19 protein-coding genes are annotated in these 22,083 nt (G+C 61.7%); 3 read left to right on the top strand and 16 right to left on the bottom strand.

The window, feature by feature from the left end; translation table 11 throughout:
* Positions 1-4 precede the first annotated feature (4 nt).
* From C5L10_RS10845 to C5L10_RS10805, 9 genes are all read right to left on the bottom strand, one after another.
* On the bottom strand, positions 5-784 hold the full coding sequence (locus tag C5L10_RS10845) for an ABC transporter permease (RefSeq protein ID WP_105429669.1): 780 nt from the start codon (positions 782-784) through the stop codon (positions 5-7).
* Positions 781-1,596, bottom strand: a complete 816-nt coding sequence (locus C5L10_RS10840; protein ID WP_105429668.1) for an ABC transporter permease — start codon at positions 1,594-1,596, stop codon at positions 781-783. Before C5L10_RS10840 ends, C5L10_RS10845 begins: the two co-directional genes overlap by 4 nt.
* The gene (locus tag C5L10_RS10835; protein WP_105429667.1) at positions 1,593-2,387 is read right to left on the bottom strand and encodes an ABC transporter ATP-binding protein; all 795 of its coding nucleotides are present in this window, start codon (positions 2,385-2,387) and stop codon (positions 1,593-1,595) included. The genes C5L10_RS10840 and C5L10_RS10835 overlap by 4 nt, the downstream gene beginning before the upstream one ends.
* Positions 2,388-2,451: 64 nt before the next feature.
* Positions 2,452-3,435 carry an ABC transporter substrate-binding protein gene (locus tag C5L10_RS10830; protein WP_105429666.1) on the bottom strand — a complete coding sequence of 328 codons (984 nt, stop codon included), beginning with the start codon at positions 3,433-3,435 and terminating at the stop codon, positions 2,452-2,454.
* A gap of 63 nt (positions 3,436-3,498) precedes the next feature.
* Positions 3,499-4,785: an MmgE/PrpD family protein gene (locus C5L10_RS10825; RefSeq protein ID WP_105429665.1), complete on the bottom strand. Its 1,287-nt coding sequence runs from the start codon at positions 4,783-4,785 to the stop codon at positions 3,499-3,501.
* The gene (locus C5L10_RS10820; RefSeq protein ID WP_105429664.1) at positions 4,782-5,837 is read right to left on the bottom strand and encodes an aminopeptidase P family N-terminal domain-containing protein; all 1,056 of its coding nucleotides are present in this window, start codon (positions 5,835-5,837) and stop codon (positions 4,782-4,784) included. The genes C5L10_RS10825 and C5L10_RS10820 overlap by 4 nt, the downstream gene beginning before the upstream one ends.
* Positions 5,834-6,946: a Xaa-Pro peptidase family protein gene (locus C5L10_RS10815; protein WP_172716989.1), complete on the bottom strand. Its 1,113-nt coding sequence runs from the start codon at positions 6,944-6,946 to the stop codon at positions 5,834-5,836. Before C5L10_RS10815 ends, C5L10_RS10820 begins: the two co-directional genes overlap by 4 nt.
* 10 nt (positions 6,947-6,956) lie before the next feature.
* Positions 6,957-8,666: a hydantoinase B/oxoprolinase family protein gene (locus C5L10_RS10810; RefSeq protein ID WP_105429662.1), complete on the bottom strand. Its 1,710-nt coding sequence runs from the start codon at positions 8,664-8,666 to the stop codon at positions 6,957-6,959.
* A 4-nt stretch (positions 8,667-8,670) separates the two neighbouring features.
* Positions 8,671-10,734, bottom strand: coding sequence for a hydantoinase/oxoprolinase family protein (locus C5L10_RS10805; RefSeq protein ID WP_172716988.1), 2,064 nt, complete (start codon positions 10,732-10,734; stop codon positions 8,671-8,673).
* A gap of 231 nt (positions 10,735-10,965) precedes the next feature.
* Here C5L10_RS10805 and C5L10_RS10800 point away from each other — a divergent pair, with 231 nt between their 5' ends.
* Entirely contained in the window at positions 10,966-11,874 is a 909-nt protein-coding gene (locus C5L10_RS10800; RefSeq protein ID WP_105429660.1) for a LysR family transcriptional regulator, read from the top strand.
* A gap of 248 nt (positions 11,875-12,122) precedes the next feature.
* Positions 12,123-12,602: a GSU2403 family nucleotidyltransferase fold protein gene (locus C5L10_RS10795; protein ID WP_105429659.1), complete on the top strand. Its 480-nt coding sequence runs from the start codon at positions 12,123-12,125 to the stop codon at positions 12,600-12,602.
* 243 nt (positions 12,603-12,845) lie between these two features.
* On the opposite strand, the gene C5L10_RS10790 is transcribed toward C5L10_RS10795, so the two are convergent.
* Entirely contained in the window at positions 12,846-13,763 is a 918-nt protein-coding gene (locus C5L10_RS10790; RefSeq protein WP_105429658.1) for a hydrogen peroxide-inducible genes activator, read from the bottom strand.
* Positions 13,764-13,972: 209 nt separating this feature from the next.
* Here C5L10_RS10790 and katG point away from each other — a divergent pair, with 209 nt between their 5' ends.
* Entirely contained in the window at positions 13,973-16,156 is a 2,184-nt protein-coding gene (gene katG / locus C5L10_RS10785) for a catalase/peroxidase HPI (RefSeq protein ID WP_105429657.1), read from the top strand.
* 71 nt (positions 16,157-16,227) lie between these two features.
* Here katG and C5L10_RS10780 read toward each other — a convergent pair whose 3' ends face one another.
* The 6 genes from C5L10_RS10780 to cyoA all read right to left on the bottom strand — a co-directional run bounded on the left by C5L10_RS10780 (position 16,228) and on the right by cyoA (position 21,865).
* On the bottom strand, positions 16,228-16,683 hold the full coding sequence (locus C5L10_RS10780) for a hypothetical protein (protein WP_105429656.1): 456 nt from the start codon (positions 16,681-16,683) through the stop codon (positions 16,228-16,230).
* A gap of 124 nt (positions 16,684-16,807) precedes the next feature.
* The gene (locus C5L10_RS10775; protein WP_105429655.1) at positions 16,808-17,557 is read right to left on the bottom strand and encodes an SURF1 family protein; all 750 of its coding nucleotides are present in this window, start codon (positions 17,555-17,557) and stop codon (positions 16,808-16,810) included.
* 33 nt (positions 17,558-17,590) lie between these two features.
* Positions 17,591-18,007, bottom strand: coding sequence for a cytochrome o ubiquinol oxidase subunit IV (gene cyoD / locus C5L10_RS10770; protein ID WP_037082809.1), 417 nt, complete (start codon positions 18,005-18,007; stop codon positions 17,591-17,593).
* Positions 18,004-18,648: a cytochrome o ubiquinol oxidase subunit III gene (gene cyoC, locus C5L10_RS10765; RefSeq protein WP_105429654.1), complete on the bottom strand. Its 645-nt coding sequence runs from the start codon at positions 18,646-18,648 to the stop codon at positions 18,004-18,006. Before cyoC ends, cyoD begins: the two co-directional genes overlap by 4 nt.
* 4 nt (positions 18,649-18,652) lie before the next feature.
* Positions 18,653-20,653, bottom strand: coding sequence for a cytochrome o ubiquinol oxidase subunit I (cyoB, locus tag C5L10_RS10760; protein ID WP_105429653.1), 2,001 nt, complete (start codon positions 20,651-20,653; stop codon positions 18,653-18,655).
* A gap of 30 nt (positions 20,654-20,683) precedes the next feature.
* Positions 20,684-21,865 (bottom strand): ubiquinol oxidase subunit II, encoded by a 1,182-nt coding sequence (cyoA, locus tag C5L10_RS10755; RefSeq protein ID WP_105429652.1) that lies wholly within the window; start codon positions 21,863-21,865, stop codon positions 20,684-20,686.
* Between the last annotated feature and the right edge of the window lie 218 nt (positions 21,866-22,083).

The raw sequence follows: 22,083 nt of genomic DNA, 5'->3' as shown, positions 1-22,083 counted from the left end.
TTTTTCAGCGATTGCTATCGACGCGCCAGGAATCGGTCCTTGTTTCCAGGAAGGACAGAATCTGGGTGAGCAGCACGCCGAGCACCACGACGATGACGATCGACACCATCATCTTGGTGGTCTGCATCAGCTGGCCGTAATAGGTGATCGCGTAACCGAGACCGGCATTGGCGCCGAAGAGTTCGGCAACCACGACACCCGTCAGCGCCCGGCCAACGCCGAGGCGAAGGCCGGCCATCATCACCGGCACGGATCCCGGCAGAGCGACGCGCAGGAAGATATCGAGCGGCCTGGCCCCGAAGGAACGCGCAGCGCGGGCCAGATCACGATCGATATTCTTGATGCCTGACAGCGTGTTGGCATAAATCGGCGTCAGGGCGAAAAGGAAGGCGATCGCAATGATCGTCGGCGTGCCATAGCCGAGCCCGGCGACGAACAGCGGATAGAAGGCGACAGTCGGCGCCGAATATTTGAACCAGATGAACGGTTCCAGCGCCGATTCCACATCCGCAAACCAGCCGGCCAGCATGCCGAGGATAATGCCCACTACGGCAGCAAGGCCAAGCGACCAGACGAAACAATAAAGTGTCGCAGCAACGTTGGTGGCGACCGAACCGTCTTCGAACTGAACCATGAACTCCGCGGCGACCTGGCTCGGCGTCGAGATGAAGAACGGATTGATGAAGCCGGTGTCGACGGCGATCTGCCAGAAAACCACGATGCCGATCATCGACAGGGTGCCGAGCACCAGCGCCTGGCGGCGATAGAAAAGTTCAGCGATCATTTCGACCTCCAGTCGCGGACCCTGTTCTCAACCGATCGGACCATGACGGTCAGCGTGTAGCCGAAAGCGCTGACGATCAGAGCGTAAACAAGCAGGCGGTCGATGCGCATGGCGGAGCCATAAAGATTGAGCTGATAGCCAATGCCTGCCTGCGACACGAAGAGCTCGCCGACGATGACGCCGAGCACGGCGCGGCCGATGGCGAGCCTCAATCCCGTGAGCAGCGCCGGCAGCGAACCGGGTACGAGGACGCGCGTAAAGATATCGAACCTGGTCGCCCCGAACGAACGCGCCATGCGGAGAAACTTCGGGTCCGCCTCGCTCATGCCGGCCATGGTATTGAGAACGATCGGGAAGACAGCGCCCAGGAAAACGACGGCGATCTTCGGCGCCATGTCGATGCCGAGCCAGATCACCATGATCGGCAGCAGCACCAGCGTCGGGGCGATATAGAGCGCCATCAGCGGCGGATCGATCAGGTGACGGGCGATCTTCGACGTGCCGAGCAGCACACCGAGCGGAATGGATACCACGATCGCCAGTGCGAAACCGGCCACGAATTCCGTCAGGCTGATGCGGGCGTGATAGAGGAAATCATCATTCCGGAAGATATCGATTGCTGCGAGGAAAACCTCGGACGGGCGGCTGGTGAAACGGCCATTCACCCAGCCCATGGTCGGGGCGACCTGCCACAGGACCAGAAATGCAAGGACGGCAAGCGTCCCGATTGCCGCCGAGCGCGACGGACGCAGGAAGGAAAGGGACAGCTGCCGGGCCTCCGCCGGTTCGGCGGTCATCTCTGCCGATCTCATGCAACCTCCTGCACCAGCTGCATGCTGGACATGTCTTCGGCCAGATGAGCGCGCAGACGCTTGCGCAATTCGTGAAAGGCGTCGCTGTCGAGGATTGCCTCATTGCGCGGGCGCGGTAGGTCGACCTTGATCACTTCCTTGATATGACCCGGATTGCGACCCATGACGACGATCTTGTCGGCAAGGAATATCGCTTCGTCGATATCGTGAGTGACGAACAAAGCCGTCTTCTTGGCCCGCTCCCAGATGCGCAAAAGTTCGGTGCCCATGATCTCGCGGGTCTGAGCGTCGAGCGCCCCGAACGGCTCATCCATGAGCAGCACTTCGGGGTCGACGGCAAGCGCACGGGCGATATTGACCCGTTGGCGCATACCGCCGGAAAGCTGGTGGGGATGATAGTCCGAGAAACGGCCGAGGCCGACGAGGCGGATCATCTGCATGGCTCGCTCGTTAAGGTCGCCGCCGCTCCAGCGCTGCATTTCGAGCCCGAACTTGACGTTGCCACGGACCGAACGCCAGGGAAGCAGAGAGGCTTCCTGAAACACCACCGCGCGGTCGGGCCCCGGTCCGTCAACCCGCTTGCCGTCGATCTCAATCGACCCACGCGTGAGGCCGACGAGCCCTGCGACCGCCATCAGCAGCGTGCTCTTGCCGCAACCGCTGGAGCCGACAATGGTGACGAATTCGCCCTTTTCGACCGACAGGTCGACACTGTCGACGGCAGAGAACACCTCGTTGCTCTTCGGTTTGCGATAATCGATCCCGAGATCGCGGATTTCAATCTGCGCCACTGCTTTCTCCTCCTGGAGCGGGCCTTCGCCCGCTCTCGTTATATTACCAAACCAAATGGAAGGCTCACTTCGGCTTCCACTCGTTGTAGGTATCGTGGAACGTGCCGATCCAATACTTGTCCACCGGCATAGGCTGCTTATAGGTGCCGTTCATGATGCCGACGTCCCAGAAGGCCTTCATGCCTGCTTCGCTCGCCAGACGGCCGTCTTCGAAGATCTCATCGATGAAGTCGTCATAACCGCGGTTGAGATAGGTCTCCTCCAGGCCGAGCTTGGCGGCCAGGAGCTTGACCGATTCTTCCTTGTGGGCCTTGGACCACCGGACGGCCTTGGCAAAGCCGCGCAGCACGGCCTTGATGGCATTCGGATCGTTCTTGATGAAATCCTCACGCGCATAGAAGCAATGGAACGGGAAATCCGGCGCAATCGACTTCTGCTGCAGGATCAGGTTGAAGCCACGATCGGCCGCCATGAACTTTTCCGGCGTCGCGAAGATATTGACTTCGAGCTGGCCGGCTTCCATCGCAGCAAGACGCGGCACGGAGCCGCCGCCCTGGACGATCTGCACTTCGCTCTTCGGATCGATGCCCTTGGTCTTCAGCGCATAACGCGTCAGGAAGTCGGTCGACGAACCAAAGGTCGAGACACCGAAACGCTTGCCCTTGGCTTCTTCGAGCGTCTTGATCGACGGCACCGAATACCAGTCGAAGACGGCCATGTTGAAGCCGCCATAGAAAATCTTCACGCCCTGGCCGGTTTCGACCCCGACAAGTGCTTCCGAGAACGCGCCAACGCCGATATCCACGGCGCCGGCGACCATGCCGCGCACCAGATCCGTGCCGCCCTTGAAGGCGACGATCTTCACGTTGATACCTTCTTCCTTGAAGAAGCCCTGGGCATCGGCAACATAGATCGGCAACAGGGTCGAGGTATTGAGCGGCAGGCCGATCGTGATGTCCTTCTTCTCGATCGCCTGGGCGCTCGCCGCCTGCCAGGACAGCGCGGCAAGTGCCGCCGCTGTCGCCATAGTTTTCAGAAATTTCAACATTCTCTCCTCCTTGTGATGCCGGCACTCCCTGCGGCATCTGCTTTCGTGAATTCCAGTGTCCCTTCAGGCCGCCTCGCTCCTCGGGAAAGAGGCATCCGTAAACGTCAGCAGCAGGCTGCGGGCCTCCTGAACCGCAGCCGCGCCGGCTTCGGCAAGCGCGGCCTGCAGTCGCTGCAATCGCTGCGCTGTCTTAGCGGGAAGGCTGTCGATCTTGCGGTCGAGCATTACCTGCGCGCCCTCACCGGAAGTCTGCGGCCAAACGGCCTCGCGTGTCTGTCCCTTTGCCGAGACGACAACCCGCGCTGGCCAACCTTCGCCGGCAGGCGTGTCATCGGCCGTGATCGTCACGCGCTTGGCAAAGACCACGACATCCGCATTGAAGGGAAGGGCGCGGTCGACATCCATCAGCCGTGCGGGCTCGAAAGCGGCGATCCCGAGCTGCAGGCCGAGATGGGCGATGGTCGACAAGCGATCTTCGGCAACAAGCGGCCGGCTGACGACGGGGGCCGCGACCAGGGGCAGAAAAACTTCGATACTCTCGATCGTATTGGGATCAACACCCTTCTCCAGCAGATGACGGAAAGCCTGGATCGCGTTGATGCCCTGGCGGGCGGAGACGAATGGCTTCATGCCCATCTGCGCAATCGCCAGCGGATTGACATGGTTAGGCTCCAGGGCAACAGCTGCCGCCGCCTGTCCCTTCATCCAGCTTGGAGAAAGGAGCTCGAGATCCCCCATGATGCCCGCCTTGGCGGCAAGCGCCGCACGAATGCCCTTCAGCGTGGCTTCGCCGATCACCAGCCAGCGCGCCGACGGGATGCCGGAAGGGCGACCATTGCGGCCCGAACTGCCGGCCATGGAAAGCACCAGCGCCTGGGCAATCTGCTCCTCGGCAAGGCCAAGCGCGATCGCCGCACTCGCAGCCGCCACGGCAGGCGCCGCAAACAGACCCGGCCAGGTTTCCGGCAAGGCCGAAACACCGCCGACGGCTTCCGAGAGCGCCACGCCGATGGCATGGCCAGCGGCAACCGCGCTGACATAGGCCCCATAGTCCTGCGCGAAGATCAGCGCCACCGGCACAGCCATGGCACCGGGTGTTGCGCAGGAAGGCACGTGGATCGGGTCCCATTCGGTAAAACGGATAACCGCCGACGCGCCGGCAGCAGAGGAAATAGCGTTGCCCGCGCCGGTCTCGCGATAGAAGGCGAGGAGTGAGGAGCCTTCGGTCGCACCGGCACCGGCCGCCAGACATGCCAGCGCGTCGACGGTATGGAGGTTGACGAGATCGCGGAGTTTCTGATCTCCGCCATCGATCGTCTTAAGAATGGAAACGAGATCGCGTGCGTTCATTGTGCCGCCTCCCGCATCGAATTTTCGTCAAGCCCGACCGGACGCGATGCGACGATCGTCTCGCCATCGAGTGTGAAGGCCGTCGTCAGGATGCCGTAGGGGGCCGGCGCGGCAAGCGGCGTTTGCGCATCGGCTACGACCTTCAGCGGCCGGGTGCCGTGCGGCGCTTCGAGATGCCAGTCGATCAGCTCGGCGCCATCCGGCAGACGGAAAGCCGAAATCGAGCCATTGGCCGGAAAGGCGGGAGAAGTCCGGTCCAGCTCCGCGCTCACAGAGGCAAGGCGCGCGGCGATTTCGGAAACCGCTGAGAAGGTTTCGATCCGGCGAACCCAGACGCCGTTATAGGCAATCGACAGCCGCACCGCGAAAGTGCGGCCGAGTTCTTGCCTGCCGGTGCGGATGAAACGACGATCCTTGGAAAGATCGGCCGCCACGGCAACATAACATTCCTCGGCGCCGGCAAGCCGCACGGCCCGCTCGACCGGACCCGTGAAATCGCCGGCATATCTGCCGTTGATGTCACCCGCCTTGAATGCCGCGCGAGCAATATTGTCGGTGCAACGCACGAGATCGAGCTCGGCGCGATCCGCCTGGCCGCGAACCGCAGTGAAAAGCTCCGTCGCATCGAAGAGTTCGACCGGCAGGACGGACAGGATCTCGTCCACAACGCCACCGGGCATGCGGTCGAGTTCGACCACGCCGAGACGCCTGGCGCCGACCTTGGCGAGCCGCTCGCCGGCGAGCTTGCCCGGGAACGGCGAGTGAGCGACTTCAAAAGTCGGTGCCACGGATTTGACCCACTCGCCGACGCGCTTCGACAGCGCCGTCAGGAAGATCGGGGCGCCCTCACGCAACACCAGCAACAGGCCATCCGACCAGTAGGGCGTGAAGCCGGAGACCCAGGTGACGCCGGCCGAACGCACATGGTTGGTATAGATCAGGACGCCATCCAGCCCGGCGGCGGCGATCGCCTGCTGCAGGCGGCCCTGCCGGGCCTTGACGTCGGTGAGGGAGAGTTCGTCCTCGCGCCACAGGATCAGACCGTGTCTCATGCCGCTATCCTCCGGGCGCCGACCGAGAACAGCTCGCGCGGCGTCGTCGTCAGGATTTCCGGACCGTCGGCGCGAACGATCAGCGAGTCGCCGTGCACGAAATAACCGATCTCGGGATTATAGGTGTTCGGGTGCACGATCATCGACATGCCTTCTTCGATCACCGTGTTCACATCTTCGAGAATATGCGGCTTGGTATCCGGGAAGAGACCAAGGCCGTGGCCGCGCACACGCGTGTATTCGCTGGTCACATAGTCGCCCAAGCCATGGGCGCGAAAAATGTCGTTCTCGGCGCGAGCGATATCGGCGGCCGTAACGCCCGGCCTGACCACCGCAAGGCCGGCTTCCAGCGCTTCATTGTAGATGCCGAACACCTTGCGCTGCGCCTCGTTCGGTTCGCCGATGACCAGCGTACGGCAGATCTGGACGTAGTAGCCGTTGACGCAAGGGGTAAGCTCGGTCGTCACCAGATCGCCGGGCTTCAGGATCTTCCCGAGCGGCGGCGCCATGCCGCGCACTTCCGGACCGCCGACGCCGATGATCATGAAATTGTCGTCGACGCCTTGGTTGCGGAAGAAGGATTCGATCTCGGCGATCAGCTCGTAATCCTTCTTGCCGGCGGCAGCGGCATTGCGGAAGACTGCATAACCTTCGTCCGCCAGACGTGCGGCGCTGCGCACCGCATTCAGCTCGTCGGCGGATTTTACCATCAGCAGGCGATCGACCAGCGCCGTTGCGTCCTCAAAACGCAGGTCGCCACGCCGGGCGGCAAGCCCGTAGGGCAGGTGACGCTTCGGGCCGGCGGCGATGCGGCTGTTGCCGAGCCGGGCGATGGCGCCGGACACCGTTCCGATCAGGTCGTCCGCAACGACGGTCTTCACCTCGGGGCATTCGACCGCAGCGCGTTCGCCCTCCAGCTCGTCATCGAGATAAAGGGTCACGTTGCCGTCGCGGGTGACGACCGCCAGACCCTCGCCTTCCAGAATCCCGAAATCGGCGGCATAACGCAGGTAGTCGTTCTGCCAGGCATTGCCGTAGAGCACGAGGCCGTCGAGCCCAGTTTCCAGCATTGCCTCGATCAACCGTTTCTTGCGGATTTCGCCGATCATCGCCATCTCCTCAGCCGTTCACTGCGATGCGGCGCGGCATCTGTGTCTCGGCATAGCCGTAGTCGCGGACCGCCGCTTCTCTGGAGACCAGACCGTTGGCGATATCCTCGTCCAGATCGGCGCGCGAGCGCCTAGCCGGATCGCCGTAACCGCCGCCGCCAGCGGTGAGGAAGGTAATACGGTCGCCCGGCGTGAACTGCACGTCGGTCGCCTTGTTGACCCGCAGCTGCGTGCCGTCGGCGCGATCGATGATTGCCACGCTGACCTCACCGGTATGCCCGCCATGCAGGCCCCAGGGCGGTGTAACGGTGCGGTCGAAATTGATGTTGCCGCGGCAGACGCGCAGGCAGCGATAGGTGAGCTCGATGCCAAGGCCGCCACGATGTTCGCCGGCGCCACCGGAGTCCGGGCGCAGCGCATGCCGTTCAACGATGAACGGATATTTGATCTCCTGAAGCTCGACCGGCGTGTTGCGCACGTCGCCCTGGCAGACCGAGACGGCCGCGGATTCCCCGTCCTCATGCGGACGGCCGCCCCAGCCGCCGCCAAAGATATTCATCAGCAGGAAGCGCGAGCCGTCGTCGTAGAATCCGAAGAAGGAACAACCACCCATGTCGCCCTTGTGGGCGGCCGGGATCAGTTCCGGCACGGCCGGTGCCAGCGCCTTGAGGATCGTGTCGATGACGGTCGGCAGCGCGATGCTCCACTGGCCGAGCGCGGCGGGCGGACGGGCCGAGAGGATCGTGCCGTCCGGCAGGTCGACGTTGAGAGCGCGGAAGCAGCCTTCGTTGACGTCGAGTTCCGGCGAGGTCAGCGCCTTGAAGGCGACGCGGGCAGCAGCGATGCCCCCAGAACGGCCGGAATTCAAGGGGCCGTTCACCTGCGGATGCATGCCATGGAAATCGACAGTGATGGTCGAGCCCGACACAATCACCTTGACGGCGATACGCAGCGGCGTCGCGAGGTCGCGGCCGTCATTGTCGAGGAAGCTTTCGGCCGAATAGATGCCGTCCGGAATGCGTTCGATCACCTGGCGGGCGGCCTTGTCGGTCTGGTCCCAGATGGTCTCGACGCAGGTTTCTACTACGCCGCGGCCGTAACGGGCGACGAGCTCGGCATAACGCTTGGCGCCGATCTGGCAGGACGCGACCTGGGCTCGAAGGTCGCCGAGGCTGGCGTCCGGATAACGGATATTGTCCTGGATGATCTGGTAGAGCGTGTCGTTGAGTTCGCCCGCCTTGTAGATCTTCAGGGACCGCATCTGCAGGCCTTCGGAGTAGATGTCGGTCGTCGCGTTGGAGCCGAAACCCTGTCGGCCGCCGCCGATATCCACCCAATGGGCGCGGTTGGCCGCAAAGCCGATCAGTTCGCCGTCATGGAAGCAGGGCGCGTAGACGACGACGTTGTTCAGGTGCTGGCCGCAGATATGGCCATGGTTCATGACGAGGACGTCGCCCTCTGCGAAACCCTTCAACCCGTATTTCTTGATCCCGTCCTCGACGGCGATGCCGAGGTCGGCGAGGAAAATCGGCAGGCCGCCCCGGTTCTGCGAGATCATCCGGCCGGTCGTGTCGATCAGGCCGCAGCAATAGTCGCGGACTTCGTAGATCATCATGTTGTAGGCGGACTTGCAAAGCGCCTCGGCCATTTCATCGGCATAGGCGACGATGGCATTGCGGACGACTTCAACGGTGATCGGATCGTTCTTGATCGGGGTCATGTTCTTATTCCTCGCTCTGCTTGGCGAGCGTCACCAGCAGATGGCCTGCCTCGTGGACGACCACTTCGTCGCCGGGATGGATCAGGATGGTGGAATTCGGTTCTTCGATGACGGCTGGGCCGATGAGCCTGAAGCCAGCCGGCAGCGCCGGGCGCCAGTAGATCGCCGTCTTCAGCGGCCTTGCCGGATCGTCGAACACCACGGCACGGCTGCCGACCTCGGATTCCGCTTCCGGCTCCCACGGACGGGACAGCCATTCCTCAGCAATGTTGTCGGTGCGGGCGGCGGTCAGGACCAGGCGCAGGCTGACGATTTCGAGCGCCTCCGTCGGCGCCGATTGGCTGTAGCGGCGGTCGTGCTCGGCATCGAAACGGCGGCGGACCTCGCTGGTGTCGCCGGAGAGCATGCCGGTATTCTCGATCGGGATCGAGATCGCATGTTCCTGGCCGACATAACGCAGGTCGGCGAAGACGCGGTGATCCGCCTCGTTCTCGGCGATGCCGTCACGCTTCATCTGCTCGCGGCCGCTCGCGACGAGTTCGGCATAAACCTTCTCGACGCCGGCCTCGGAAAGTTCGCCGACGCGGCCGATGAAAGTCTGCACGAAATCCTGCCGCCAGGAAGCCATCAGCATGCCGAGGGCCGAGAACGTGCCGGGCAGTTTCGGGATGATCACCAGCGGAATGTAGATTTCGCGGGCGATGGCGATCGCATGCAGCGGGCCGGCGCCGCCGAAGGCGATCATTGCCGTGTCGCGCGGGTCGATACCTTTGTTGATCGAGACCGCACGCACCGACAGCGACATCGAGCTATCGGCGATCTTCGCCACGCCGAGCGCTGCCTCGACCGGATTGAGCTTCAGCGGGTTGCCGACCTTGCTCAGCATCGCCTGTTCGGAGGCCGCCTTGTCGAGCGGCATGCCGCCGTTGAGGAACCGTTGCGGATTGATACGGCCAAGGATCAGGTCGGCGTCGGTGACGACGGGAAGGTCCGCTCCCTTGCCATAGCAGGCAGGGCCCGGATCGGCACCGACGCTCTGGGGACCCACGTGCAGGCCGCCGGCATTGTCGACCCAGGCGATCGAACCGCCGCCGGCACCGACTTCGACGATATTGACGACCGGCAGCTGCATCGGCTGGCCGTCAGCCTCTTCGCCGATCACGTAACCGGTTTCGATAGCAGGCGCTCCATCGGTGATCAGGCTCGACTTGGCGGTCGTGCCGCCCATGTCGAAACCGATGCAGCGCTTGAGGCCGAGCAGTTTGGCGAGACGACCTGCGCCGATCATGCCGGCTACCGGGCCGGATTCCATCATCGAGACCGGCTGTTCCTGTGCTTGGCCGATCGACATGACGCCGCCGTTCGATCGCATGATATGAATCTTGCCGCCGAAGGCGCCGGAACGGAGATAGGTTTCGAGGCGCTTCAGGTAACCTTCGACGCGGGGGCCGACAAAGGCATTGAGCGCAGTCGTAGAGGAACGCTCGTATTCGCGATATTCACGTAAGATTTCGTGCGACAGCGTCACGAAGATATCCGGCAGCGTCTTGCGTAGCATGTCACCGACGCGGCGCTCATGAGCCGGATTGGCCCAGGAATGCAGCAGGCAGATGGCAACGGATTCGACGCCCGCGGCTTCGATCTCGGCGATGACCGCGGCGACGGTCTTTTCGTCGAGCGCTTCCAGAACTTCGCCGGAAGCAAGGATGCGCTCCGGAATTTCGAAGGTCAGACTGCGCGGCACCAGCGGCTGCGGACGCTTGAAGAAAAGGTTGAAAGCCTGGATGCGGTTCGAACGGCCGATCGCATAGACGTCGCGGAAACCACTCGTGGTGATCAGCGCGGTGCGGGCGCCCTTGCGCTCCAGCACTGTGTTGATGGCGATCGTCGAGCCGTGGAGAATTTCATTGAGCTGGTTGGGATCGCAGTTCGCAAGCTCGAGGCTGCGGGCGATGCCCTGGGTCGGATCGGCCGGCACGGTCGACGTCTTCGACGTCACGATCTTGCCGTCGACATAACCGACGAGATCGGTGAACGTGCCGCCAATATCAATTCCGACAATATTCATGCGTCCTCCTGTCCGCATGGAACCATGCGGAATGCTTTAATCTTTGCGGATTGGACCGAAACCTCGGCAGCGGTGACAGGAATACTCGGGCTGACGTTAAAGCATCAGGCTCCCAGTGGGATCGTTCATGTCATTCCTCATCCTCGAACAGCATTTGATCCATTCGAACGCTAACTAGCAACGGGTTTGGGGGCTTTAGGTTTGATAGCCTATAGGCTATAGGTTATCACCATGTTCAATATCACGCTCCGGCGCATGGAAGTCCTGGTTGCAGTGGTCGAGGAGGGCAGCTTTGCGGCCGCCGCCGACCGTTTCGGCATCGCACAGCCATCGGTCAGCGCCCATATCATGGCGATCGAGAAGGAAATCGGCGGGCAGATTTTCGTGCGGCGCCGGGGCCGCAAACCGCTGCTAACCGAGATCGGTCAAAGCGTGCTGCAACATGCGCGCGAGTTCCTGGCCGAGGCCGACGACATGCGCGCGGATGTCGTGAAAATCCGAGGCGAGACCGGTCAGCAGGTGGTTTTATCTTGCCAGCGAAGCCTCGCCAATTTTGTTCTGCGAAAAGATCTGACGGATTTTGCGATAGCGCGGCCGGATATCCAGCTCGTTCTGAGGATCGGCAAACAGGAGGATGTTTTTTCCGAGGTTCGCGATGGCGTGGCCGATGTCGGCTGCTTTCTGGGCAATGAAGACCTCCGAGGCGTCCGGGCTGAAACTATCGGCCGGGAGAAGCTGGTTCTCATTGCCTCGCCGAACCACCCCCTGGCCCACCGCAAGCGCGTCAAGCCGCAGGATGTTGCACGTTATGACTTCGTTGGTCCGCCGCCCTCTTCGCTGTTTGGGCGGGGTGTCTCGAAGCTTCTGGCGAATGCCGGTATCAGCCACGTAAAGGTCGCGGCGCAGGCGACCGAGTACCAGTTCCTGCGCGAGTTCGTTGCTGCTGGTGTGGGCATTGCCTGTTCGCTGGAACGAAGCGTAGCGGCTGATCTCGAGCGCGGTGAGCTGGTTAAGATCGATTTCGCCGGAGTTGAATTGGGTTTCGATGTACGGCAGATAGCCTCAATCCGCCGCCCTTTGTCCAAGCCTGCCAGCGACTTGATGAATTTCCTCCGCTCCAGGCACCAGATTCCAAGTTAATCGGACAGGTTTTGTGAGATCTGCCGGATTGCCAGATCGACATCGCCTTGACGCAATTGCTCTGAGAATTCGCCTCGCGGAGGGCGGAAACATAGGCTTGTTTGGCTTCCATGGAGCAGCGATCCCGCAGTGCGTTCATGTCGTTCAAGATGTTCTGCCGCTTGCAGGAGATCCCCTGACAGGCGCGCTATATCAGTTTCGCAGTTCTAGTATAGCCTGTTTTGCCGTTCTGCGATTGGGAGGAGGCAATGCCGTGTGCTTGCTTCGAGGGGTTGTCCAGATCAGAATTTCTAGCAACAAACCGGGGATCGGAAGAGTACTCGGACGAACCGGCTTCTATGCCTGCGCTCGGCGGCGCGGCAGCTGAACCGCTGAGATTTTTAGATTTCCTGATCCGTGATCCGGTGCGCTCGATTCTGCTGCACAACGCCGGCGTCTCGGTCGTCGTGCCGGACCCCGCGCGGTATGCGGTCCATAAACTCATGGTCGCCGGCCGTCGGCAAAACGATGCTGGTGGCAAAGCGAAATCTGAGAAGGATTTAAGGCAAGCTGCAATACTCTTCGAAGTTCTCCCGAAGACGGGCGGCGGGAATGGTCTGGCTGCGGCTCTTGAAGAGGGATGGGAACGCGGACCAGCTTGGAAGAATGCTGTTGCCGAAGGTGTCGAGGCCATGCCGAAAGAATATTTCGGCGCGGTGAACCGTATGTTCGAGGGCATCAACCGCTGAAAAAAAGCGCCTTCTCAGGGCGAAGACTGGGGCGGCAGGTCCGTCGGTCATGCATTTCGGCGTGACTAACCACTCCCACACTTCTTCGGGAGATGAAAAGAATGACGAAATGATGTCGAGACCCTCAACCGGTTTTGCGCCGAACGCACAACCTGATCGCTCCCCACACGGGCTTTGAATAACGCCTTTCCAAAACGTGCGCAGGGCCCGCCGGCTCCCTCCAGGGGTTGCTTCGCTGCGGCCTCAAGGCCGGATGGCATGCTGTCTGCGCATGGTGTCGGCCGACCCGCGCACCACCTCGGAAATCTGCAGGAGCTGGGTGACCAGGGGCGTCGAATTGCGCCAGATCATTCCGATGGTGCGTGAGGGCCGCGGCGTCTGGAAGCGGGAGATCGAAACCCGCGCCGAGCGTGTTTCCACCGGCACAGCCATTTCCGGGATCAGCGTGATGCCGATACCGGCGCTGACCATCTGCACGAGCGTCGACAGGGAACTGCCCTCCATGACTTCCCGCAGGCGCGTCGTGCCGATTTTGCAGAACGACAGGGCCTGATCGCGAAAACAGTGGCCTTCCTCCAGCAGAAGCAGGCGCATCTCGCGTAGCGCCTCGCGTTCGGGTACCGGCTTGCCTTCGTCCTCCGGTCTCCGGACCAGCACGAACTCCTCGTCGAACAATTTGAGCTCGGTCAGGAACGGTTCCGACACGGGCAGGGCGACGATGGCCAGATCCAGCTCGCCCTGTGCCAGCTCCTGGACCAGCTTTGCCGTCTGCGTCTCGCGCACCTGTATTTCAATCCCGTCGAAAGTCCTGTTCAGGTCGTTGATGATCGCCGGCAGCAGATAGGGCGCGATCGTCGGGATGATACCGATGCGCAATCGCGCCAGGAACGGATCGCGCGACGCACGGGCAAGGTCCGCCAGCTCGTCCACCGCCCGCAGGATGCCGCGAACCCGAAGCGCGAAGGTCTGGCCGAAGGCGGTCAGTTTCACTTCGCGCGCATTCCGCTCGAAGAGATCGCCGCCCACTTCCTGTTCGAGTTCCTTGATCTGCATCGACAAGGCCGGCTGGGAAATCGCGCAGGCATCGGCCGCGCGGCGGAAGCGGCCATCGCGTGCCAGGGCTTCGAAATAGCGGAGTTGTTTGAGAGTAAGGTTCTTCATAACCCTAGCTTATCGTCGCGATCAGTAAATCCAACTTAAATTTATGAGGCGCTTCCGATAAGAAGGGAGACGAGGGAGGGCGCGCGCTTGGCTTGCTCCGGTTAAACAGGTGGGTCTACAGTCGGAAATAGCGCGGCCGCACCCAGGCGGTTCGGGAAAAATTGCCCTCTTTTGCACGGCAGATAATTAAAGTAATCAAGGAGATAGTCATGGATGCGAAATCTAGCGAAAGCGCCGGCAAATGTCCGGTCGCCCATACGCCTCGCGGCAGATCGAACCGCGACTGGTGGCCTAACCAGCTGAACGTCCAGGTCCTTCATGGGCACTCGGTGCGCTCCGACCCCATGGGTGAGGCGTTCAATTATGCCGAAGAGTTCAAGACGCTCGATCTCGAGGGCCTGAAGAAGGACCTTCATGCCCTGATGACCGATAGCCAGGAGTGGTGGCCGGCCGACTTCGGTCACTACGGCGGCCTGTTCATCCGCATGGCCTGGCACAGCGCCGGCACATACCGCATCACCGACGGCCGCGGCGGCGCCGGCCAGGGGCAACAGCGTTTCGCGCCGCTCAACAGCTGGCCGGACAACGTCAACCTCGACAAGGCCCGTCGCCTGCTCTGGCCGATCAAGCAGAAATACGGCAACAAGGTTTCCTGGGCGGATCTGATGATCCTCACCGGCAACGTCGCGCTCGAATCGATGGGCTTCAAGACGTTCGGTTTCGCCGGCGGCCGCGCCGACGTCTGGGAGCCGGAAGAGCTCTACTGGGGTCCGGAAGGAACCTGGCTCGGGGATGAGCGCTACAGCGGTGAACGCCAGCTCGCAGAACCGCTTGGCGCCGTGCAGATGGGCCTCATCTACGTCAACCCGGAAGGCCCGAATGGTACCCCGGATCCGCTGGCATCCGCCCGCGACATCCGCGAGACCTTCGCCCGCATGGCCATGAATGACGAAGAGACCGTGGCGCTGATCGCCGGCGGCCACACGTTCGGCAAGACCCACGGGGCCGGTGATCCTTCGTTTGTCGGTATCGACCCGGAAGGCGGCGAACTCGAAGCCCAGGGGCTCGGCTGGTCGAGCAAGTTCAACACCGGTATCGGTCGCGATGCTATCGGCAGCGGCCTGGAAGTGACCTGGACCCAGACCCCGACCCAGTGGAGCAACTACTTCTTCGAAAACCTGTTCGGCTTCGAATGGGAACTGACCACGAGCCCGGCCGGTGCAAAGCAGTGGGTGGCGAAGAATGCCGACGCCTCCATTCCGGACGCTTTCGACCCGTCGAAGAAGCAGCTTCCGACCATGCTGACCAGCGATCTGGCGCTGCGTTTCGACCCGGCCTACGAGAAGATCTCGCGCCGTTTCCTCGAAAATCCCGACCAGTTCGCGGATGCCTTTGCCCGCGCCTGGTTCAAGCTGACCCATCGCGACATGGGACCGAAGGTTCGTTATCTCGGCCCGGAAGTTCCGGCCGAAGACCTGATCTGGCAGGACGTAATCCCGCCGGTCAATCATGATCTGGTCGATGACCACGATATCGCCGACCTGAAGTCCAGGATCCTGGCATCCGGCCTCACGGTCCAGGAACTGGTTTCGACCGCCTGGGCTTCCGCATCGACCTTCCGCGGTTCCGACAAGCGCGGCGGCGCCAATGGCGCTCGCATCCGGCTTTCGCCGCAGAAGGACTGGGAGGCCAACCAGCCGGCGCAGCTCGCAAAGGTCTTGAGCGTTCTCGAAGGAATCCAAAAGGATTTCTCCGATACCCATACCGGAAGCAAGAAGATCTCGCTGGCTGATCTGATCGTGCTTGCGGGCGCCGCCGGTGTCGAAAAGGCTGCCAAGGCCGGCGGCCAGGATATCGTCGTGCCGTTCACGCCGGGCCGTATGGACGCCTCGCAGGAACAGACGGATGCCGTTTCCTTCGCTCCGCTGGAACCCCGTGCCGATGCCTTCCGCAACTATGTCAACAGCAGCAAGACGCAGTTCATGAAGGCTGAAGAGGCCCTGGTGGACCGCGCTCAGCTGCTGACGCTGACGGCACCGGAAATGACGGTTCTCCTCGGTGGCCTGCGCGTGTTGAAGGCGGGCGAGCCCGAACACGGCGTCTTCACAACCCAACCGGAAACGCTGACGAACGATTTCTTCGTCAACCTGCTCGACATGGGCACCGAATGGTCGCCTGTTGCCGGTAAGGATGGCGTCTACGAAGGCCGTGACCGCAAGACCAAGGCACCCAGGTGGACCGGCACCCGCGTCGACCTGATCTTCGGCTCCCATTCGCAGCTTCGTGCGATCGCGGAAGTCTATGCCCAGTCCGACGCCAAGGCGAAGTTCGTCAAGGACTTCGTCGCGGCCTGGACCAAGGTCATGAACGCCGACCGTTTCGATCTCGTCTGATCGATAAAAATCGCCCGGACGCGGCTCAGCTACGTCCGGGCATCTTTTTCAATGCTGATGCCACGCCGGCCTCAGGTCGGCACGAAAGCCGAGGCGATCGACAGCACGAAGCCAAGGATCGTGGCGCAGACCGACAGCGCTTCGCGGGTCTTTTCGGAGCTGACGCCCCATCCCTCGCTGGTGAGATACCGTGCGATCAGGCCGAGCGAAAGCAGGCCGACGCAGCCGAGGAAGGCGAAGAAATAAATTCCGTACTGCATGTTGGAGATCGTCTTGGTCAGCACCTCGGTGATCCCGACCAATGTCGAGAGGGACAGAAGCAGGCTGCCGACGATCAGGTATTCGGCATGTTGCGATCGGGCGGTCGAGTAGAGCGACAGGACCGTGAACAGGAACGCGACCAGGACGATGGCGATGTAACTGCCGCTGACATGCCCGGTCGCGGAAATCGACATGAAGATCGACGTCAGGATGAACAGCGCTGCCGCCAGGATGATCTTGTATTTCGAGTTGAAGAACTGGCGCATATCATGATCCGCTCTAAACTGGCCGCCTGCGGCGCTGGCAAATGCCGTTTCTCGGACTATGGGAAATTCGGAGTGCGATGAACAGGTTGCCGGCCTGCTATTCGGTAGAAATCCACGCCCGAGTTCAGGCCAGCCGCTTCCGCTGGATGGCGTAGGCGCCGCCGGCGCTCATCACTGCCAGAAGATACCAGGTCACGGCATAAACGAGATGGGTGTTGCGGAAGCGGATCACCGTCAATCCTCCGACGGGAAGGCCGCCCGGAATCGGCGTCGCGTCGGCATCGATGAAATAGGGCGCCACCTTTTCGAGGCCGTTTGTTGCCGCGATCGCGGCCACGTCGCGCGAGTACCAGCGGCCGCCGGCGGGATCGTTGGAGCGCAGGAAAGCGCCCTCCGGCTCGCTGACGCGGATGAGGCCGGTGATCTTCATTGGTCCGGAGAGTTGCCCATCCGGCCGCAAAGCCGGGTCGCGGCGGTTGGCGGGCACGAAGCCGCGATTGACAAGGACGGTGCTCCCGTCCTTCTGTTCCAGAGGCGTCAGAACCCAGAAGCCCGGCCCGAGATCGGTGACCGCCTGAACCAGTGTTTCCGCGTCATGGTGAAAGAACCCGGTGGCTGTGACGCGGCGATATTCGTCGTTTTCGGCGTTGATCGCAGGCCAGGCTGGCGATGAGGGGGCAGGCGCCGGGGTTGCCGTGACCCGGGCGTCGACGCGGGCGATCAGATCGAGTTTCCAGAAGAGCCGCTGCACCTGCCAGGTGCCGAGCCCGAGAAAGACGACGGTCAGCGACAGCATCGCAGCTGCGAAGACGAACCTGGAACGAGCCGGTGCCGCATCCGCTGTTTCTCCCGTTAAAGGATGGTCGAGAGCCACGCGTCTATCCCTTCCCAGCTTGCCCCCGAAGGGTCACGGCATGTTCTTCATCATCTCCGGCGACATCGGCATCATGTTGGTGTTGAGATGATGCATGACCCAGAGCGACCCGGCAAGCGTGATGCCGACCAGAACCAGGGTAAATAGCAGCGCCATCATCGTCCATCCGCCTTCCGATCGTGGGTTCATGTGCAGGAAATAGACCATGTGCACGACGATCTGAATCACGCCCAGGCCCATGACGAGGAAGGCGGTGAACAGCTTGCTGTCGATGGCACCGCTCATCACCAGCCAGAACGGAATGGCCGTCAGGATCACCGACAGGCTGAAGCCGATCAGGTAGCTCCTCAGCGTGCCGTGGCCGGCCTGGTGGCCGTTGCTATGGCCATGATGGGCCTGGGAGGCGCTTTCGTGAGCGGGAGCGTGCGGTGTTTGGCCATGCGAACTCATCCAAGGACTCCCATGAGATAAACGAAGGAGAAGACGCCGATCCAGACGACGTCGAGGAAGTGCCAGAACATCGAAAGGCACATCAGGCGGCGCTTGTTTTCCGGGATCAGGCCGTATTTGCCGACCTGCACCATCAGCGTGATCAGCCAGATGATGCCGAAGGTGACGTGCAGGCCGTGGGTGCCGACCAGCGTGAAGAAGGAGGAAAGGAAAGCCGAACGGGTCGGTCCTGCGCCCTCGTGGATCAGGTGGTTGAACTCGTAAAGCTCGAGGCCGAGGAAGGCCGCGCCGAACACGCCGGTTACACCGAGCCAGAACAGGGTCTCGGTCTTTGCGCCTCTTTCCATCTGCAGCATGGCAAAGCCGTAGGTGATCGACGAGAACAGCAGCATTGCCGTGTTGATGGCGACGAGCGGCAGGTCGAACAGGTCGGCGGGCGAGGGGCCGGCTGCATAATTGCGGCCGAGCACGCCATGGGTGGCAAAGAGCACCGCAAAGATCAGGCAATCACTCATCAGGTAGAGCCAGAAGCCCAGCATCGTGCTGCCTTCCGGATGATGGTCTTCCGTGAGGTAGAATTGCGGCTTTACGGTTTCGTCATTGCCCGAGGGGCCGTTCGATTGAACTTGCGTCTGGCTCATGGTCTCAGGTCCGCTCCGCGAGCAGCTTCGAGCGCGCGTCCTCTGTTGCGGTCACGGTTTCGGCGGCAATGTAGAAATCTCTTGCGTAGTTGAAGGTATGGCCGATCGCCACGGCTAGCATGGCGACGAAGGAGACGATCGCCAGCCACCAGATGTACCAGATCATCGCGAAGGCGAAGACGACGCTGATCGCGCCGAGGATGACGCCGGTGCCGGTATTCTTCGGCATGTGGATCGGCTTGAAGCCGCCGAGCGGGCGTTCATAGCCGCGGCTCTTCATGTCGTACCAGCTGTCATGGTCGTACACGACCGGCGTGAAGGCGAAGTTGTAGTCCGGCGGCGGAGACGAGGTGGACCATTCCAGCGTGCGGCCGTCCCAGGGGTCCCCGGTCGTCTCGCGCAGCTGGTCGCGTTTCAGGAAAGAGACCACCAACTGGATGATGAAGGAGCCGATGCCGCAGGCGATCAGCACCGCACCGAATGCGGCGATCACGAACCAGATCTGCAGCGACGGATCCTCGAACTGAGACACGCGGCGGGTCACGCCCATCAGGCCGAGCACGTAGAGCGGCATGAAGGCGACATAGAAGCCGATGAACCAGAACCAGAAGCTCATCTTGCCCCAGAACGGATCGAGCTTGTAGCCGAAGGCCTTCGGCCACCAGTAGACGACGCCCGCCATCAGCCCGAACACCACGCCGCCGATGATGACGTTGTGAAAATGGGCGATCAGGAACAGCGAATTGTGGAGCACGAAGTCGGCCGGCGGAACCGCCAACATCACGCCGGTCATGCCGCCGATGACGAAGGTGACCATGAAGCCGACCGTCCACATCATCGGCACCTCGTAGCGGATGCGGCCGCGATACATGGTGAACAGCCAGTTGAACATCTTGGCGCCTGTCGGGATCGAGATGATCATCGTGGTGATGCCGAAGAAGGCGTTGACCGAGGCGCCAGACCCCATGGTGAAGAAATGGTGCAACCACACGATGTACGAGAGGATCATGATCACGCAGGTGGCATAGACCATCGAGGCGTAACCGAAGAGCCGCTTGCCGCAGAAGGTGGCGACGACTTCGGAAAAGATGCCGAAGGCCGGCAGGACGAGGATGTAGACTTCCGGATGACCCCAGATCCAGATGAGGTTGATGTACATCATCGGGTTGCCGCCGAGGTCGTTGGTGAAGAAGTTCGTGCCGGCATAGCGGTCGAGCGACAGAAGAACGAGGGTGGCGGTGAGGATCGGGAAGGAGGCGACGATCAGCACGTTGGTGCAGAGCGAGGTCCAGGTGAAGATCGGCATCTTCATGAAGGTCATGCCCGGCGCGCGCATCTTGACGATGGTGGCAATCAGGTTGATGCCCGAGAGCGTCGTGCCGATGCCGGCCACCTGCAGACCCCAGATGTAATAATCGACGCCGACGCCCGGACTGTAGTCGGCACCCGAGAGCGGCGGATAGGCGAGCCAGCCGGTGCGGGCGAACTCGCCGACGAATAGCGACAGCATGATGATGATCGCGCCGGCCGTCGTCATCCAGAACGAGAAATTGTTGAGGAAGGGGAAGGAGACGTCGCGCGCACCGATTTGCAGCGGTACGACATAGTTCATCAGCCCGGTGACGAAGGGCATGGCCATGAAGAAGATCATGATCACGCCGTGGGCGGTGAAGACCTGGTCGAAGTGGTGCGGCGGCAGGTAACCTTCCGAGTTGAAGGCGATTGCCTGCTGGATGCGCATCATGATCGCGTCGGCAAAGCCGCGCAAAAGCATGACGAGCGCCAGCACCACATACATGATGCCGATCTTCTTGTGGTCCACGCTGGTGAACCACTCGTTCCAGAGATAACCCCAGAGCCGAAACCTGGTGATCACCCCCAGAAGGGCGAGGCCGCCGAGCGCCACGACCACGAAGGTCGCGACGAGAATGGGCTCGTGATAGGGAATGGCTTCAAGCGTAAGCCGCCCGAAAAGGAATTCCGTCAGAGTGCTGTTGCCGAACATGGGTCTGTCCAAAATCTCTTGAATGCAGCCTCAGGGCTGAGTTGCAGGCTGCGCCGGAGCATTGTTGTTGAGTTGAGCCGGCGCAGGGCCGCCCTGGTTGCCTTGGGGCGCGGCGTTGCTTTCCGGCATGTTGTGCATGTCGTGGTTGGTCGGCTGCGGCGGGTCCACGCTCTTTCTCGGTTCGGGCATGTGGGAGGGTTCGCCGCTGGCCGGCACGGTCGCACCCGGTCTTTCTTCTATCGCATGACGATTGTCGTGCTCCAGGCGCGCGCGGTTTTCGTGGCTTTCGGTTCCGCCGCCGCCCGCCATGTCGACATGCATCATTTCGTCCATGCACATCTTGCCAGGTATGGCGCACATGTTGAGCACGGCTCTGTAGAGCCCGTCCTCGACGCTCGAGAAATAACGGACCGGCTCCTTGACGCTCGGCTTTTCGAGCTTCAGGTAGGCGTCGCGGTTGAGCGCGGTGCCGTTCTGCTTCACCCGGGCGATCCATTGGTCGAAGCCGGCCTGATCGACGCCGTGGAACTTGAAGCGCATGTGGGAAAAACCGTCACCGCTGTAGTTTGCCGACAAGCCGTCGAATTCGCCCGGCTTGTTGATGACGGCATGCAGCTTCGTCTCCATGCCGGGCATGGCATAGATCATTCCGGCCAGTGCCGGCACATAGAAGGAATTCATCACCGACGAGGCGGTGATCCTGAAGTTGATCGGCACGTCCACCGGCGCCGCCATCTCGTTGACGGTGGCGACGCCGTAGTCCGGGTAGAAGAACAGCCATTTCCAGTCGAGCGCCACGACCTCGACCGTGATCGGCTTTGTCTCCGCGGGGACGGCGCGCTGGGCGTCCAGCCGTTCGAGCGGCCGGTAGGGATCGAGCTTGTGGGTGCTGATCCAGGTGACGGCACCAAGCGCGATGATGATGGCGAGCGGCGCGGACCAGATGATGACTTCGAGCCCCGTCGAATGGTGCCATTCTGGATCGTAGGGCGCATTGGTGTTGGAGCCCCGATAACGCCAGGCGAAAAACAGCGTGAGGAAGATCACCGGTACGATGATGATCAGCATCAGCACCGTGGCGACGATGATCAGGTTGGCCTGCTGCTTGGCGATATCGCCGGAAGGCGACATGACGACCAGATTGCATCCGGAAAGGCCTACAAGGACCAGGAGAGCGAACAACCGTGCTACGATTTTCAACTGAGGGGTCATCTCGGGCTCAAAGTTGCGTTTTGTCTGGTTCGGAATAGGCTTGTTCCGGTGCAGGCTGAAATGAGGTGGTTCGTCGCAGTGCAGCAATCTGTCGCAGTGCAGCAAAAAACCGCATGGTCTTCGACACCGTTTTACGGCACCACCAGCACACTCGGCATTTGCCTTCGCCAACCGGAAATCTAGGACAACCTACCGGGCTGACCAGAGGGTGTGATGAG

This window comes from Neorhizobium sp. T6_25 (genome assembly GCF_002968555.1).
Classification (GTDB): Bacteria; Pseudomonadota; Alphaproteobacteria; order Rhizobiales; family Rhizobiaceae; genus Neorhizobium.
Note: the sequence above shows the minus strand (reverse complement) of the source record. Positions and strands in the feature narration are given on the sequence as shown.